The sequence below is a fragment of the Salmonella enterica subsp. diarizonae genome (assembly GCF_008692785.1).
GTDB lineage: Bacteria > Pseudomonadota > Gammaproteobacteria > Enterobacterales > Enterobacteriaceae > Salmonella > Salmonella diarizonae.
Genome location: NZ_VXJV01000011.1, coordinates 25,226 through 41,338, shown reverse-complemented (window position 1 = coordinate 41,338; position 16,113 = coordinate 25,226). Strand labels below are relative to the sequence as shown.

14 protein-coding genes are annotated in these 16,113 nt (G+C 53.2%); 6 read left to right on the top strand and 8 right to left on the bottom strand.

Features of this window, described 5'->3' with window-relative positions:
• Positions 1-371: 371 nt before the first annotated feature.
• Positions 372-611 carry a septal ring assembly protein ZapB gene (gene zapB / locus F4V72_RS20545; protein ID WP_000051365.1) on the top strand — a complete coding sequence of 80 codons (240 nt, stop codon included), beginning with the start codon at positions 372-374 and terminating at the stop codon, positions 609-611.
• A 202-nt stretch (positions 612-813) separates the two neighbouring features.
• Here zapB and rraA read toward each other — a convergent pair whose 3' ends face one another.
• The 7 genes from rraA to priA all read right to left on the bottom strand — a co-directional run bounded on the left by rraA (position 814) and on the right by priA (position 8,809).
• Positions 814-1,299, bottom strand: a complete 486-nt coding sequence (rraA, locus tag F4V72_RS20540) for a ribonuclease E activity regulator RraA (protein ID WP_000872918.1) — start codon at positions 1,297-1,299, stop codon at positions 814-816.
• A 92-nt stretch (positions 1,300-1,391) separates the two neighbouring features.
• Entirely contained in the window at positions 1,392-2,321 is a 930-nt protein-coding gene (menA, locus tag F4V72_RS20535) for a 1,4-dihydroxy-2-naphthoate polyprenyltransferase (RefSeq protein WP_023249149.1), read from the bottom strand.
• A 66-nt stretch (positions 2,322-2,387) separates the two neighbouring features.
• On the bottom strand, positions 2,388-3,719 hold the full coding sequence (gene hslU, locus F4V72_RS20530) for an HslU--HslV peptidase ATPase subunit (protein ID WP_023249150.1): 1,332 nt from the start codon (positions 3,717-3,719) through the stop codon (positions 2,388-2,390).
• A gap of 9 nt (positions 3,720-3,728) precedes the next feature.
• The gene (gene hslV / locus F4V72_RS20525) at positions 3,729-4,259 is read right to left on the bottom strand and encodes an ATP-dependent protease subunit HslV (RefSeq protein ID WP_000208241.1); all 531 of its coding nucleotides are present in this window, start codon (positions 4,257-4,259) and stop codon (positions 3,729-3,731) included.
• Positions 4,260-4,350: 91 nt separating this feature from the next.
• The gene (gene ftsN / locus F4V72_RS20520; RefSeq protein WP_136058574.1) at positions 4,351-5,337 is read right to left on the bottom strand and encodes a cell division protein FtsN; all 987 of its coding nucleotides are present in this window, start codon (positions 5,335-5,337) and stop codon (positions 4,351-4,353) included.
• Between the two features lie 93 nt (positions 5,338-5,430).
• The gene (gene cytR / locus F4V72_RS20515; RefSeq protein WP_023249152.1) at positions 5,431-6,456 is read right to left on the bottom strand and encodes a DNA-binding transcriptional regulator CytR; all 1,026 of its coding nucleotides are present in this window, start codon (positions 6,454-6,456) and stop codon (positions 5,431-5,433) included.
• Positions 6,457-6,610: 154 nt separating this feature from the next.
• Positions 6,611-8,809, bottom strand: coding sequence for a primosomal protein N' (gene priA / locus F4V72_RS20510; RefSeq protein ID WP_136058573.1), 2,199 nt, complete (start codon positions 8,807-8,809; stop codon positions 6,611-6,613).
• A gap of 203 nt (positions 8,810-9,012) precedes the next feature.
• Between priA and rpmE the strand changes: the two genes are divergently transcribed.
• From rpmE to F4V72_RS20495, 3 genes are all read left to right on the top strand, one after another.
• The gene (gene rpmE, locus F4V72_RS20505; protein WP_000715284.1) at positions 9,013-9,225 is read left to right on the top strand and encodes a 50S ribosomal protein L31; all 213 of its coding nucleotides are present in this window, start codon (positions 9,013-9,015) and stop codon (positions 9,223-9,225) included.
• Positions 9,226-9,559: 334 nt separating this feature from the next.
• A complete protein-coding gene (locus tag F4V72_RS20500; protein WP_023249154.1) occupies positions 9,560-10,240 on the top strand; it encodes an oligogalacturonate-specific porin KdgM family protein in 681 nt (226 codons plus the stop codon).
• A gap of 86 nt (positions 10,241-10,326) precedes the next feature.
• On the top strand, positions 10,327-11,751 hold the full coding sequence (locus F4V72_RS20495; RefSeq protein WP_136058572.1) for an MFS transporter: 1,425 nt from the start codon (positions 10,327-10,329) through the stop codon (positions 11,749-11,751).
• Between the two features lie 147 nt (positions 11,752-11,898).
• Here the strand turns inward: F4V72_RS20495 and metJ are convergent, their stop codons facing one another.
• The gene (gene metJ, locus F4V72_RS20490; protein ID WP_000852811.1) at positions 11,899-12,216 is read right to left on the bottom strand and encodes a met regulon transcriptional regulator MetJ; all 318 of its coding nucleotides are present in this window, start codon (positions 12,214-12,216) and stop codon (positions 11,899-11,901) included.
• A gap of 264 nt (positions 12,217-12,480) precedes the next feature.
• Between metJ and metB the strand changes: the two genes are divergently transcribed.
• Both metB and metL read left to right on the top strand, forming a co-directional pair.
• Positions 12,481-13,641, top strand: a complete 1,161-nt coding sequence (gene metB / locus F4V72_RS20485) for a cystathionine gamma-synthase (RefSeq protein ID WP_023249156.1) — start codon at positions 12,481-12,483, stop codon at positions 13,639-13,641.
• Between the two features lie 2 nt (positions 13,642-13,643).
• Positions 13,644-16,076, top strand: a complete 2,433-nt coding sequence (gene metL, locus F4V72_RS20480; RefSeq protein WP_023249157.1) for a bifunctional aspartate kinase/homoserine dehydrogenase II — start codon at positions 13,644-13,646, stop codon at positions 16,074-16,076.
• Positions 16,077-16,113: the final 37 nt, after the last annotated feature.

Below are 16,113 nucleotides of genomic sequence, written 5' to 3'. Positions count from 1 at the left end.
TTATTGGTATGCGAGGAGGTCATGGACATCCACGATGCCCTGTAGGCACACTGTTAATTTATCGTTAACGAGCAAAAACGAGAAATATCGAAATCGAAATGTGTGTACTGCGTCAATAAAATGAGCGTTATCGCGCCATGAAGCGCGTTTTGAGACAGTAGAAGAGTGTGAATTGAATCATTTTATTAACCAACATGTTAACACTTTTGAGTTATTGGATGAATGTTACCAGGAGATGGATGAAAATTGTTGCAAACCGCAATCTACGCGGTATGTCGCTGGACAGCGAGAGCGGGGCTTCATACAATCGGCACTATATATTGTGCGCGTTTACGTGAAGCGTCGCCTTGCAATTCAGGAGAGGTAAGATCATGTCTTTAGAAGTGTTTGAGAAACTGGAAGCAAAAGTACAGCAGGCGATTGACACCATCACCCTGTTACAGATGGAAATTGAAGAGCTGAAAGAAAAGAACAACAGCCTGGCGCAGGAAGTACAGTCTGCACAGCATCAGCGTGAAGAGCTGGAGCGTGAGAACAACTCTCTGAAGGAACAGCAGAGCGGCTGGCAGGAGCGTCTGCAGGCCCTGCTTGGTCGTATGGAAGAAGTCTGATTACGCTTTATCTTTCGTGCCGTAGCTGCGTTGGCTGCGCTCAGTTACCCCAGTCACGTAGTTCACTACGCTCCTGGGGATATCTTCGCTTGCCGCCTTGCTACAACACGAAATCGTTCGCGTAATCGTCCCTGCGTGTAAGCTGCCATCCGGCAATCAGCGACAACGCATAAAAAAGGCGCCTTGCGGCGCCTTTTTTTGATCACTCGATATCAAGCGGGTCTTCGGAAAGGATAATACCGGTGTTGTCGGCATAGAGATGATCGCCGGAGAAGAACGTCACGCCGCCGAAATTGACGCGCACATCGCTTTCCCCAATGCCTTCACCTGCGGCGCCAACCGGGATTGCGGCGATCGCCTGAATGCCGATATCCAGCTCTTCCAGATCGTCCACCTGACGCACCGCGCCATAGATAACCAGCCCTTCCCATTCATTTTGCGTAGCCAGACGCGCCAGCTCCGCATCGACCAATGCACGACGGACAGAACCGCCGCCATCGACCAGCAGAACCCGACCACGGCCATTTTGTTCGAGCAGATCGTACAGCAACCCGTTGTCCTCGAAACATTTTACCGTGATGATTTGTCCGCCAAACGACGACCGCCCTCCAAAGTTAGAGAACAGCGGTTCCACGACGTTGACATCTTCCTGATAGATGTCACAAAGCTCGGAAGTATCGTATTTCATAGGCTTAACGTTTAGTTGCTGCGACAATTTTTAGTATATCGCGCTAAGTACACTGTTGGCAAAATCATCAATTGTTAATTGATATTTGTCAGTTAAACGGTCCACTGACTTAAGAGTATCCCAATCACAAATAACAGGTTGGTTAACAGCGCGCCTTTAACGGTACGTTCAAGCATCGGGCGCATTGCCGCAGGCTCCCTTTCGCGCATCACATAGCACGCCTGTTTGATGAGTAACGGCGCAGCCAGAATAAACAACCATCCCCACGGACTGTGTAACGAGAGCAGATTAAACAGCGCCAGACAGAGCAGCGCGCCCAGCAACAGGCAGGCGTGATAACGACGCGCGTTGACATCGCCCAGACGTACCACAAGGGTGTTTTTGCCATTCTCTCTGTCGCTATTAATATCGCGCAGGTTATTAATATTCAGTACCGCCGTCGCCAGTAAACCGCAGGCGGTGGCAGGGAGAATCAGCGCCGGAATCAGCGTATGCGCCTGGAGATACCAGCTCCCCATGACACTTAGCCAGCCAAAGAATACCAGGACAGAGATATCGCCCAGCCCGATATAACCGTAGGGCCGATTACCCACGGTGTAGGTGATGGCTGCGATAATCGACAGCCCGCCCAAAATCAGGAAGCCGACAAAATCGGTTAACGTATGGCACGCGACCGCCACCAGCGCCAGTCCGGAGATACAGATTAGCACGACGGTAATGATTAACGCCCGCTTCATCTCCTGCCGGGTGATGATGCCTTTTTGCATCCCCCGCAGCGGCCCGATGCGATCCGGTTTATCACTGCCTTTGACAGCGTCGCCGTAATCGTTGGCGAGGTTGGATAAAATTTGCAGCAGCCCGGCGGTGATAAGGGCCAGCAGTGCAACCAGAGGATCGAAATAGCCTTGCCACCATGCTAAGGCCGTACCGACGATAATCGCCGCGAAGGCGAGGGGTAAGGTTTTGGGTCGTAAGCTTTCCAGCCAGGCCTGGGTGCGGCTAATTTGTTGTTGTTCAGTCATATTTAGCGCCAATAAAAATGGGGCTTTTCAGCCCCATCAACAGTGATGAAAATGCATTGGACGCGATTATAAGATAAAACGGCTTAGATCTTCATCTGCGACCAGCGCATCCAGATGTTTGCTCACATATTCCGCATCAATTGTGATGTCCTGGCCGTGTAGATCGCTGGCGTTATAGGAAATTTCTTCCATCAGACGTTCCAGTACGGTGTGTAGACGACGCGCACCGATGTTTTCGGTGGTTTCGTTAACCTGCCAGGCCGCTTCGGCAATACGTTTAATACCGGAATCGGTGAACTCAATATTGACGCCTTCAGTTGCCATCAGCGCTTTGTACTGCACGGTGACGGACGCGTTTGGCTCGGTCAAAATGCGTTCGAAATCGCTGGTGGTCAGCGCCTGAAGTTCAACGCGAATAGGCAGACGGCCCTGCAGCTCCGGGATCAGATCAGACGGCTTCGCCACCTGGAACGCGCCAGAGGCGATAAACAGAATATGATCCGTTTTGACCATCCCATGTTTGGTCGAAACCGTGCAGCCTTCTACCAGCGGCAGTAAATCGCGCTGTACGCCTTCACGTGAAACATCCGGGCCGGAGGTTTCGCCACGCTTACAAATTTTGTCAATTTCATCGATAAACACGATGCCGTGCTGTTCAACCGCGTCGATAGCGTCCTGTTTCAGCTCTTCCGGGTTGACCAGCTTAGCAGCCTCTTCTTCAACCAACAGTTTCATCGCGTCTTTAATTTTCAGCTTACGCGGTTTCTGTTTCTGACCGCCCAGGTTCTGGAACATAGACTGCAACTGGCTGGTCATCTCTTCCATGCCCGGAGGCGCCATAATCTCTACGCCCATTGGCGCGGCGGCGAGATTAATCTCGATCTCTTTATCGTCGAGCTGGCCTTCACGCAGTTTTTTGCGGAACGTTTGACGGGCGGCAGAAGGCTCCTGCTGCTGTTCGGCCTGGCCCCAGTTATTTTTTGCCGGCGGGATCAGCACGTCGAGAATACGTTCTTCCGCCAACTCTTCCGCACGATAGCGGTTTTTTTCGATAGCCTGTACGCGAACCATTTTCACAGCGGCATCGGTCAGATCGCGGATGATAGAGTCCACTTCTTTACCAACATAGCCCACTTCGGTGAATTTGGTGGCTTCGACTTTAATGAACGGCGCGTTGGCGAGTTTTGCCAGACGACGGGCGATTTCGGTTTTACCGACGCCGGTCGGGCCAATCATCAGAATATTTTTCGGAGTCACTTCGTGGCGCAGCTCTTCATCAAGCTGCATACGACGCCAGCGGTTACGCAATGCAATCGCCACGGAACGCTTAGCGTTATCCTGGCCGATAATGTGTTTGTTCAGTTCGCTGACAATTTCGCGTGGGGTCATTTCAGACATGAGAGGTCCTTACGCTTTGGAGGTCAATTCTTCAATGGTGTGGAAATGGTTGGTGTAAATGCAGATATCGCCTGCAATATCCAACGCCTTTTCAGCAATTTCGCGCGCGCCGAGCTCGGTGTTTTCCAACAGAGCGCGAGCGGCAGCCTGGGCATAAGGACCGCCGGAGCCGATAGCAATTAAATCGTTTTCAGGTTGCACGACATCGCCGTTACCCGTGATGATGAGCGAGGCGGTTTCATCCGCGACGGCCAGCAACGCTTCAAGCTTGCGTAGCATACGGTCGGTACGCCAGTCTTTCGCCAGTTCAACGGCGGCTTTGACCAGATGCCCCTGATGCATTTCCAGTTTACGTTCAAACAGCTCGAACAGCGTGAATGCATCCGCAGTACCGCCCGCAAAGCCCGCAATGACCTTGTCGTTGTAAAGACGGCGGACTTTCTTCACGTTGCCTTTCATTACGGTGTTACCCAGTGTGGCCTGACCATCACCGGCGATTACCACGTGGCCGTTACGGCGTACGCTTACTATTGTTGTCACGAGCAGACCCCTTGGTTACTAATGCAGAATTCTAGCCCCGTACGGCGTACGGGGCGTAATGCAAGTATAGATGGGGGAGATTTTGAGGGTTTCAACCCCCGGTGGCGAGTCGAATGCAGTTTGTATGACCCGCCATCTTCAGACGGTTAATGGTGCTGTCGGCATTTTCTTTACCTTTAACCGGCCCGATAACGACGCGATTCCAGCCGTTATTGGTGGTTATTTTGGAGTCAAAGCCTTCAAACGCTAGCTGAGCGCGTACGCTTTCTGCCTGCTCAGCGCCTTTGAATGATCCACATTGCACCATCCAGCGACGTTCATCTTTTTTCTCTGCTGTCGCTTTCGGCGCTTCAGGCGCACGCGTAATTGGCGCGGCTTTCGGCGCTGCCGCACTGGTATGCGCCGGCGTTTGCAGCAAATCCTGATAAGGTTGCTGCGAGGCCGTCTGCTTCGGCGGCTGGCTCTGGCGCGCGGGTTGCGCCGGGGCGGACTGTACCGTACGCGTTTGCGGCTGCTCGTTTATCCGCGGCTGCGTTCGTGGTTGCTGAACCGGCTGCGTTTGAGTCCACTGCTGCTGCTGCTGCTGCTGCTGCTGCTGCGCCTGACGCTGTAGCGTTTGCTGACGCTGTTCTGGCGTCTGCTCGTTCCACGGCACTTCATTAAGTTGCGTCGGCTGTTGACGCATATCCGCCTGCATTTGCGCCAGGAGTTGACGCTGCTCGCTGGTGAGCTGATTCGGATTCATGACTTCGCCGCCGGCGGACGGTTCCGTTGGCGTACGCACGCCCGGTTGGCGACTTTCCAGCTCTTTGATGTAACGCCAGCGTTCCTCCGGTTTTGGTGGAAGCCCATTGCCGGTGACTTTCTGGTTTTGTAGCGTTTCGGACTCTTCTTTCTTATGGTGCGTAATGAAGTACAAGCCGCCGATAAAGGTCACAAGGACGGCTGCCGCAATCGCGACCATTGCCGGCGAGACCGCAGGCATGTTGCTTTGCTTTTTCCGTGAGTTCCGTGAGGTGCTCTTTTTGCGCCGCGAAGGAGCCGGTTGGCCGCGACGTACATAATCTCGTTGTGCCACTATCGTTTCGCTGTATTTATTCGTTCGTCAGCCCGTCATGTTACTGAAGCGGCGGGCCTTTGACCAGACAGGTGAGTCTTAAAGCTATTTACTTTAGGGTAAAGCGCGCGTAGAACCGCGAATAATCAGCTCGCAATCCATTAAACGCGAGCCGCTGCTCACATTTTGCCCCTGCATCTGATCGAGCAACAACAGCATCGCCTCGCGACCAATGTCAAAACGCGGCTGTGCCACGGTTGTTAACGGAGGGTCGCAAAACTCGGCCAGTGCGATATTGTCAAAGCCGATAATCGACAGATCGTCAGGCACTTTCAGACCCTGGCGCTTGGCCCAGGAGAGCGCGCCCAGCGCCATTACGTCGCTATGACAAAAGACGGCGGTAGGCGGTAACGGTTGCTCAAGCAACTGCTTTAATGCGTTTGCCCCGGCTTCGTAGGTAAAGTCGCCACGGGCGATGTAATGCGGATCGACCACAATGCCACTGCGTCTTAATGCCTGTACGTAACCTTGTAAGCGATAGTGACAGAGCGGCATATCTTCCGGCCCCGCAATACAACCAATACGCTTGTGGCCCAAATCCAGCAGGTAGTTCATGGCATTAAACGCGGCGGTCAGGTTATCGATATGTACCGTCGGCAGTTCAAGCTCCGGCGCAAACTCATTCGACATCACCATCGGAGGCAAATTGCGCTGTTCCTCAACGCTGGCGTCAAAGGGCAGTCGGGAGCTGAGAAGTACCATGCCGTCGATCTGTTTGGTGATGATGAGATTAAGAAAGGTTTTTTCTTTCTGGTTTTGATGCGCGCAATCGCCAATCAGCACCAGATATCCCTGTTCTGCCGCGGTAACTTCGATACCGCGGATAATTTCACTGAAGAAGGGATCGCAAATATCCGGGACAATTACCAAAACCGTACGAGATTCATTGCGTTTTACATTTCGCCCCATCGACTGCGGGAAATAACCCACTTCAAGCGCGGCCTGTTCAACCCGGCTACGGGTCGACTGGGAGACTTTATCGGGGTTCATTAACGCACGGGATACGGTTGCCGTAGAGACTTTCGCCTTCAACGCAACATCCTTCATCGTAGCGGCAGTAACCTGCTTGTTCGATTTCACTCTTTCTCCTCGCCTGGGAACTGCTGGCGCAGATCTATCCCTGCTAACACTCATCGAAAACATTTTTATCAGATAGTGCGTGGAAGCGGTTACAGAATTTTCATAAAAAGTGTGATGGATGTTTAATTTTACGATCCGCCTCGCATCGTGAGGACTATCCTTCAATCGGATCGACGTCAAGAACCCATTTAACTTTTCGCGCTTCAGGGAGCGTATTGATCAACGCCAGCGTGCCGCTGATGATGTGTTGCAGGCGAATCCGTGAAGGATGCTGAAGCAAAATTTGCCAGCGATAGCGGCCGCCGCGTTTTGGCGCGAGGGCCGGCACCGGACCTAAGATCCACAGCTTATCGTCTAATAGCGGGCTGGCCTGAATCAAATTACGCAACTGCTGGAGAAAGACTGGCGCCTGCTGATTGTTGTGATCCTCTGCGCGAATAATGACGTGGCTGGTCCACGGCGGAAGCTGGAGCGTTTGCCGTTCCGCCAGCGCCTGTTCCGCAAACGCATCATAGCCTTTATGCAGTAACGTTTGCAGCAGGGGATGCTCAGGATGGTGCGTTTGTAGCACCACTTCGCCCTGTTTACCCGCGCGTCCGGCGCGGCCGGAAACCTGAGTGTAGAGTTGAGCGAAGCGTTCCGCTGAACGAAAATCGGCGGAGAAGAGCGCGCCATCGACATCCAGCAGGGCTACCAGCGTGACGTCGGGGAAGTGATGGCCTTTCGCCAGCATTTGCGTGCCTATCAGGATGCGCGCTCCGCCACGGTGAACTTCCGCCAGATGCTGCTCCAGCGCGCCTTTACGACTGGTGGTATCACGGTCGATTCGTGAAATCGGCACGCCGGGGAAGAAGGGGGCCAACACTTGCTCAAGCTGTTCCGTCCCTAACCCAACCGGTAGCATATGTGTGGAGCCGCAGGAGGGGCACTGGCGCGGTACCGGACGCTGACTGTCGCAGTGGTGACAGCGTAAATGATGCTGCGCCTGGTGTAGCGTGTAGTAGTGATCGCAACGCGGGCACTCCGCAATCCAGCCGCAGTCGTGGCAAAGCAGCGCGGGCGCGAATCCCCGGCGGTTAAGAAATAAAATCACCTGATTGTCGGCCTGGAGATGTTGGCGCATACGGGCGATAAGGGCGGGCGCCAGTCCCGCCTGGAGACGCTGGCCTTTTAAATCCAGCACATGCTGCAGGGCTGGGCGGGCGTTGCCTGCGCGCCGCGTCAGACGCAGCATCCGGTATTTTTTCTGCCGTACATTGCATAGCGTTTCCAGTGCTGGCGTGGCGGAGCCGAGAATAATCGGGATCTGCTCGCTATGGGCGCGATACACCGCCAAATCGCGGGCATGGTAGCGCCACCCTTCCTGCTGTTTATAAGAACTGTCGTGCTCTTCATCAATAATAATCACGCCAAGATGCTTAAACGGCGTAAAGAGGGAGGAACGCGTGCCGATGACAATCGCCGCTTCGCCGTTTTTCGCTTTCAGCCATGCCGAAAGACGCTCGCTGTCGTTTAGCCCGGAATGCAGCACTTCCACCGGCGCGTTGAAACGTTCGCGAAAACGGGCGATCGTTTGCGGCGTCAGGCCGATTTCCGGCACCATCACCAGCGCCTGTTTGCCCTGGGCGAGGACGTTTTCCAGCACGCTCAGATACACTTCGGTCTTGCCGGAACCGGTCACGCCTGCCAGTAACCAGGCGGAGAAACCGTCCGACGCGCTGTGAATCGCGCCGACTGCCGTCGCCTGTTCGGTATTCAGCCGCAGCCGCTCCCCTGCGACGGCATAACATTCTCGCCAGTCGGTAAACGCGGGCGTTTCACTGGCAAGCTCACAAAGCCCCTTACGTCGCAGCGTTTGCAGCGTGGCGTCGGTAAAATCGAGCTCAGCGACCTGATAGCGCCAGATCTTTCCTTGCCGCAGCGCCGCCATCGCCTGTTGTTGTTTGGCGGAGCGTTTCAGGTTGTTGATGTCGACGGCTTGCCCCTCTTCGGTGGCGAACCAATACCATAGGGGCGCGTTGCTGGCTGGTTTTCCCTGACGCAGTAAAACCGGCAGAGCGTGAAACAGAACATCGCCGAGGGGATGGTGGTAGTAATCCGCCGCCCAGAGGAGTAAGCGCCAGACGGAGGTAGAAAAGACCGGCTCGTTATCCAGGATTTCAATGACCGATTTTAATTCATCGAGCGGCAATTCGCTGTGGTCGCTAACCGAGACGACAATGCCCACACGCTCTTGCTGCTTACCTAATGGCACGCGCACGCGGCACCCGGCTTTGGCGACCCCGCCTTCCGGCAGCAGGTAATCAAAGGTTCGGGGAAGCGGAACGGGCAAGGCAACGCGCGCGACGGACATAGCATCTTCCTGACTTGAAATTTCGTCGGGTAGTATACACATTACGATAAGGGAGCGCGGATCAGTTTGCATACGGTGGTCAAATTCTGTATGATTCGCCGCCTTTGGTGCGTGTTATGAGCATCAAACCCTTTACTATTAACTTCGCGTGGTGTCTGGCGTTAGGGCTGGAAGAGCGACGCGGCCTTACACTGAGGTTCCCCATGAAAAAAGGTATTCACCCGAATTACGTAGAAATTACTGCAACCTGTTCTTGCGGTAATGTTATCAAAACCCACTCTACCGTGGGTCACGACCTGAACCTGGACGTGTGCGGCAAATGCCACCCGTTCTTCACTGGTAAGCAGCGTGTTGTTGATACCGGTGGTCGTGTTGAGCGTTTCAACAAACGCTTCAGCATCCCTGGCAGCAAATAAGTTATCGCCAGAAAAAAGCGCCGCAAGGCGCTTTTTTTGTATGAGTGAACCAGAATTGGAATATACATTTAGTCATTGAATGAATTTCCTTTATTAATAAATAAAACGCTGTTTTTATTTTTTCGATAAATTGTTTCTATTAGTGATCTCCATCCTTTTTATCTTCATTTTTTTGCCATTTGTTTCTTTTGTTGGCAAAATCAAAAAGGTTTTGTTTCCCTTGCTTCAATACACTTTTTAGGAAATTTAAAATTATTCATAGGCCCGATTTTCTTTTTCCATAACGGAGTAAAGATCGGGTTAATTACTTAATTGTGTATGAAGAGGGACGATCATGAAATTAAAATTCGTATTATTAATTATTCCATTACTCTCTGCGGCCACGCACGCGGGTTATGTTGATTACCGTCATGAATATTATGATGATGGACGTAACTATGATCGTGTTTATATGTCTCACCGTTTTGCTACAGGTTTTGGGGTAGCAGTCGAAGCCATTTCTCGCTCCGATGACGCGCAATCTAACGATGCGTGGAACAATATGGAAAGCAACGGCAACGAGTATACCGCAAGCTATCAGTTTACCTGGCAGGATCTTATCTGGCAACCTGGTATTGCTATTGAAACGGGCGATAACATCGCGATTTATAAGCCTTATATCCGCGTGCAGTATAACATCAATGACAGTTGGTGGACCGCGTTCCGCTATCGCCTGGAGTACATGCGCAGAAACAGCGATGGTAAAGATGACCGCATGGTCTACCGTCCTGAAACATGGCTTGGTTATAACATCAATAACTGGATGTTTGAACTCAACGGGATTTATAAGATTGCCGATAGCGAAGATTTGTATAACAACAAAAAAGAAGATTACGAATATAACTTTCGCGTTGCTTATAACATAGGTTCCTGGCTCCCATTTATTGAGTTGGGTAACGTTTCCTCGGGTTATAACACCACAACGACAGACGATCGTCAGACCCGTTACCGTGTTGGTCTTGGATATAACTTCTGATTAATACCCTTCGTATCGGCTTATTACGTTGAGCGTCAGGATATATACATAATTTGCGTGAGTAACGTATCTAAGGAGTTGACATCATGTCTAGTGATGGTGCTATCACCGGAAACAATAAGAGTATTACCATCAGGCCTTTCGGGCTCAGAGATAAATTTGGTTATTTGTGTGGTGACCTGGGAACCTGTTTTATTCTTGGGTTAGTAAATAGTTTTTTAATGATTTATTACACTAACGTACTTGGCATTTCCGGCGCTATTGTCGGCTCGCTCTATTTTGTGACTAAATTCTTTGATGCGTTTGTCGATGTTGGGGTCGGGCGTTTATGTGATACCTCCAGGCTGACGGCCCATGGGCGTTTTAACCCCTGGGTGCGCCGCATGAAGTATCCGTTCTGCATCATCGCGGTCGTCCTGTTCCTGCCGTTTGTGCAGGATTTTTCGTATACGGCGAAAATTATCTACATCTGCTGCTCCTATTTTATTTATGGTTCACTGTTATCGACCATAAGTATTCCTTATGGCGCGATGTCTGCAGCGATAAGCTCGAACCCCGAAGATCGTGTGTCACTCTCAACTTACCGCAGCGTTGGGTCAGCAATCGGCGGCGGGGCAACTGGCTTTTTTATTCCGATCCTGATGTATACCACCCTGGTGGACGGAAGCCAGGTGATTTCCGGGCAGCATTTCTTCTGGATCGCCATTGGTTGCGCTGTACTGGGTTTCATCTTCTTATCGTTGACCTGCCAACTCACGACGGAACGCGTGCGTGTGGAGAGAAAAGAGAGCATGCCCGTGTCGATGCTGCTGAAGGGATTGGCGCGTAATAAGGCGCTGATTGTTTTAGTGGTTGTGGATCTGCTGATCGTGATTAATCAGGGATTGTCCGGTACCAACATGACTTACCTGTTTAATGACTATTTCCACAATAAAGGGGCCATGTCTGTCGCGCTGTTGTTTACTTTTGGCTCCCTGGTTTTGCTGGCGCCATCGGCATCCTGGCTCACGAAGCGCTTTGGCAAAAAGGAGGCCAGCGTCGGCGCGCTGCTCTTTGCGGTAGCGATGTATCTGATAATGTTTTTCATCCACATTACCGACGCGAAAGTCTATTTAGTTTTCCTGTTCCTGGCGACGCTGGGGGCGGGGTTATTTAACCTGATGATTTGGGCGTTTATGACCGATGTGTGTGATTATCACCAGTATGTTACTGGCGATCGAGAGGATGGCACTGTTTATGGTGTGAACTTCTTCGCTCGCAAGGTTGGCCAAGCGTGCGCAGGAGCTATTGGCGGTTTTATGCTGGCCATTATTGGTTATCAATCCTCGTCAGCGGGCGGCTCTGTTCAAACCAGCGCCGTGCAGGAAAATATTTATACGATGGCGAATCTCTTACCGGCTTCATGCCTGTTTTTGGCGGCGGTTATTCTGATTTTTTTCTATCCACTGAACCGTAAAGAAACGCTCAAAATGGAAAAAACACTAAATAAATTCAATGGCATTAGTCAGTAACGCCATGAGTTCATGAACGGATCGAGAAGAGGCGGAAGCAATCTCGCCTCTTCTTATCTGTGGGGGTAAGGTAGAGCAACTGTAGAGTAGAGGGTTTTCGTTACCATGAAAACAGCGGCCAGGAATTCTGCGCCGCTCTTTTCGGGATCAATACTCCCACGTTTCCGGGTCAATCCCCATCTCACGCATGATTTCCTTTGCCGCTTCCGGGATTTCATCGCTGCGCTCTTTTCGCAGATCGGCATCATCCGGTAAGGGTTGCCCGGTAAAGGCGTGCAGAAATGCTTCACACAACAGCTCGCTGTTGGTGGCGTGGCGCAGGTTGTTCACCTGACGACGCGTACGTTCATCGGTGAGGATTTTTAACACCTTCAGAGGAATGGAAACCGTAATTTTCTTGACTTGCTCACTCTTCTTGCCGTGCTCAGCGTATGGGCTGATATATTCGCCGCTCCATTCAGCCATGAGATACTTAATCCTCTTCGTCATTAATATTGAGGTCTGAACCTGAGCCCGGACCATAATCGCGCGTAGTTTACCGTAGTGGCGCGGCCCTGACACGAAGTTAGCGGTCGCAGATGTGCGCTAATGCATATAATTTTAACGGCTATTTGCAGTTTGCTCAATCTATACGCAAAGAAGTTTAGATGTCCAGATGTATTGACGTCTATTGTGGCAGTGGTTAATCTGTGGCCTGACTTTCACCGACTCAGCCAGGAATATCTTCATATGACGCGTAAACAGGCTACTATCGCAGTGCGTAGCGGATTAAACGACGACGAACAATACGGCTGCGTTGTGCCGCCAATCCATCTCTCCAGTACCTATAACTTTACCGGTTTCAATGAGCCGCGCGCGCATGATTATTCCCGCCGCGGTAATCCTACGCGTGATGTTGTTCAGCGCGCGCTGGCGGAACTGGAAGGCGGCGCGGGCGCGGTATTGACCAATACCGGCATGTCGGCAATTCATCTGGTCACGACCGTTTTCCTCAAGCCGGGCGATCTGCTGGTCGCGCCGCATGATTGCTACGGCGGCAGTTATCGTCTGTTTGACAGTCTGGCGACGCGCGGTTGCTATCGTGTGCGGTTTGTCGATCAGAGCGATGAGCACGCCTTACAGACCGCGCTGGAAGAAAAACCGAAGCTGGTACTGGTAGAAAGTCCAAGTAATCCATTGTTACGCGTGGTAGATATTGCGAAAATCTGTCGGCTGGCGCGCGAGGCGGGCGCAGTGAGCGTCGTTGATAACACGTTTTTAAGCCCGGCGCTGCAAAATCCGCTGGCGTTGGGCGCCGATCTGGTGTTGCATTCATGCACGAAATATCTCAACGGACATTCGGATGTCGTGGCCGGCGTGGTGATCGCTAAAGATCCAGAAATGGTCACTGAACTGGCGTGGTGGGCGAATAATATTGGCGTCACTGGCGGGGCGTTTGATAGCTATCTGCTGCTGCGCGGCCTGCGTACGCTGTCGCCGCGTATGGAGGTGGCGCAGCGTAATGCGCAAGCGATTGTGGATTACCTGCAAACCCAGCCGCTGGTGAAGAAGCTGTATCATCCGTCGCTGCCGGATAATCAGGGACATGAGATTGCCGCGCGTCAGCAAAAAGGCTTTGGCGCAATGTTGAGTTTTGAACTGGATGGAGATGAGGAGACGCTACGTCGTTTTCTGGGCGGGCTGTCGCTGTTTACGCTGGCGGAATCTTTAGGGGGAGTGGAAAGTTTGATCTCTCACGCCGCCACCATGACGCACGCCGGTATGTCGCCACAGGCGCGTGCCGCCGCCGGGATCTCCGAAACGCTACTGCGTATCTCCACCGGTATTGAAGATGGCGAAGATTTAATTGCCGACCTGGAAAATGGCTTCCGGGCTGCAAACAAGGGGTAAACATGAGTGTGATTGCGCAGGCAGGGGCGAAAGGTCGTCAACTGCATAAATTTGGCGGCAGTAGTCTGGCGGATGTGAAGTGTTACCTGCGTGTCGCAGGCATTATGGCGGAGTATTCGCAGCCTGACGATATGATGGTAGTGTCCGCCGCAGGCAGTACCACCAACCAGTTGATTAGCTGGCTCAAGTTAAGCCAGACCGATCGCCTTTCTGCGCATCAGGTATTACAGACGTTACGCCGCTACCAGTGCGATCTGATTAGCGGGCTGCTTCCCGCCGACGCGGCAGATGACTTAACCAGCGCTTTTATCAGCGATCTGGAACGTCTTGCCGCCTTGCTCGACGGCGGCGTAACGGATGCCGTCTATGCTGAGATCGTCGGACACGGCGAAATTTGGTCGGCGAGATTGATGTCCGCTGTCCTGAATCAGCAGGGGCTGGATGCCGCCTGGCTGGACGCGCGCGCATTTTTACGCGCCGAACGCGCCGCACAGCCGCAGGTTGATGAAGGGTTATCTTATCCTTTATTGCAACAGCTACTGGCGCAGCATCCTGGCAAACGTCTGGTCGTGACCGGCTTTATCAGCCGCAATCATGACGGCGAAACGGTCCTGCTGGGCCGTAACGGTTCCGACTATTCCGCCACGCAAATCGGCGCGCTGGCGGGTGTTTCCCGCGTGACCATCTGGAGCGATGTGGCGGGCGTTTATAGCGCCGACCCGCGCAAAGTCAAAGATGCCTGCCTGCTGCCGTTGTTGCGTCTGGACGAAGCCAGCGAGCTGGCGCGTCTGGCGGCGCCTGTTTTGCACGCCCGTACGCTACAGCCGGTGTCCGGCAGCGATATCGATTTGCAGTTGCGCTGTAGCTACACGCCGGATCAAGGGTCTACCCGAATTGAACGGGTGCTGGCTTCCGGGACGGGCGCGCGTATCGTGACCAGTCACGATGATATCTGTCTGATTGAGTTCCAGGTACCCGCCAGCCAGGATTTCAGGCTGGCGCACAAAGAGCTCGACCAAATTTTAAAACGGGCGCAGGCGCGTCCGCTGGCGGTGGGCGTGCATCGCGATCGCCAGCTATTGCAGTTCTGCTATACCGCCGAGGTAGCGGATAGCGTACTGAAGCTCCTCGACGATGTCGGGCTGCCGGGCGAATTGCGCCTGCGACAGGGGCTGGCGCTGGTGGCGATGGTCGGCGCGGGCGTCACTCGTAATCCGCTACACTGCCATCGCTTCTGGCAGCAGCTCAAAGGTCAGCCAGTGGAATTTACCTGGCAGTCGGAGGAGGGCATCAGTCTGGTGGCGGTGCTGCGTACCGGTCCGACTGAAAGCGTGATCCAGGGGTTGCACCAGTCGCTGTTCCGCGCCGAAAAACGCATCGGGCTGATGTTGTTCGGCAAGGGGAATATCGGCTCCCGTTGGCTGGAACTGTTTGCCCGTGAGCAAAGTACGCTTTCCGCGCGTACTGGTTTTGAATTTGTGCTGGCGGGCGTGGTGGATAGCCGCCGCAGCCTGCTCAGCTATGACGGGCTGGATGCCAGTCGCGCGCTGGCGTTCTTTGATGATGAAGCCGTTGAGCAGGATGAAGAGTCGCTATTCCTGTGGATGCGCGCTCATCCCTACGACGATCTGGTGGTATTGGACGTGACCGCCAGTGAGCAGTTAGCCGATCAGTATCTTGATTTCGCCAGCCACGGTTTTCATGTGATTAGCGCTAATAAACTGGCAGGCGCAAGCGCCAGCGATAAGTATCGCCAGATTCATGACGCATTTGAAAAAACCGGGCGTCACTGGCTGTATAACGCCACTGTGGGCGCAGGATTGCCGATCAATCACACGGTGCGAGATCTGATCGACAGCGGCGATACGATTCTCTCGATCAGTGGGATCTTCTCCGGGACGTTATCCTGGCTGTTCCTGCAATTTGACGGTACGGTGCCGTTTACCGATCTGGTGGATCAGGCCTGGCAGCAGGGGCTGACCGAACCCGATCCGCGCGTCGATCTTTCCGGAAAAGATGTCATGCGTAAGCTGGTGATTCTGGCGCGCGAGGCGGGATACGACATTGAGCCGGATCAGGTACGCGTAGAATCGTTGGTGCCTGCGCATTGTGAAGGAGGGTCTATCGATCATTTCTTTGAGAATGGCGATGCGCTAAATGAGCAGATGGTGCAACGTCTGGAGGCTGCCCGCGAACTGGGGTTGGTGCTGCGCTATGTGGCGCGTTTCGACGCTAATGGCAAAGCGCGCGTCGGCGTCGAAGCGGTTCGTCCGGAGCATCCGCTGGCGGCGCTACTGCCGTGCGATAATGTCTTTGCTATTGAAAGCCGCTGGTATCGCGATAACCCGCTGGTGATCCGTGGGCCGGGCGCGGGTCGCGATGTCACCGCCGGGGCGATTCAGTCCGATATCAACCGCCTGGCGCAGCTCTTGTAATATGCCTGCCGGATGGCCGCTTCGCCTGATCTAGCCT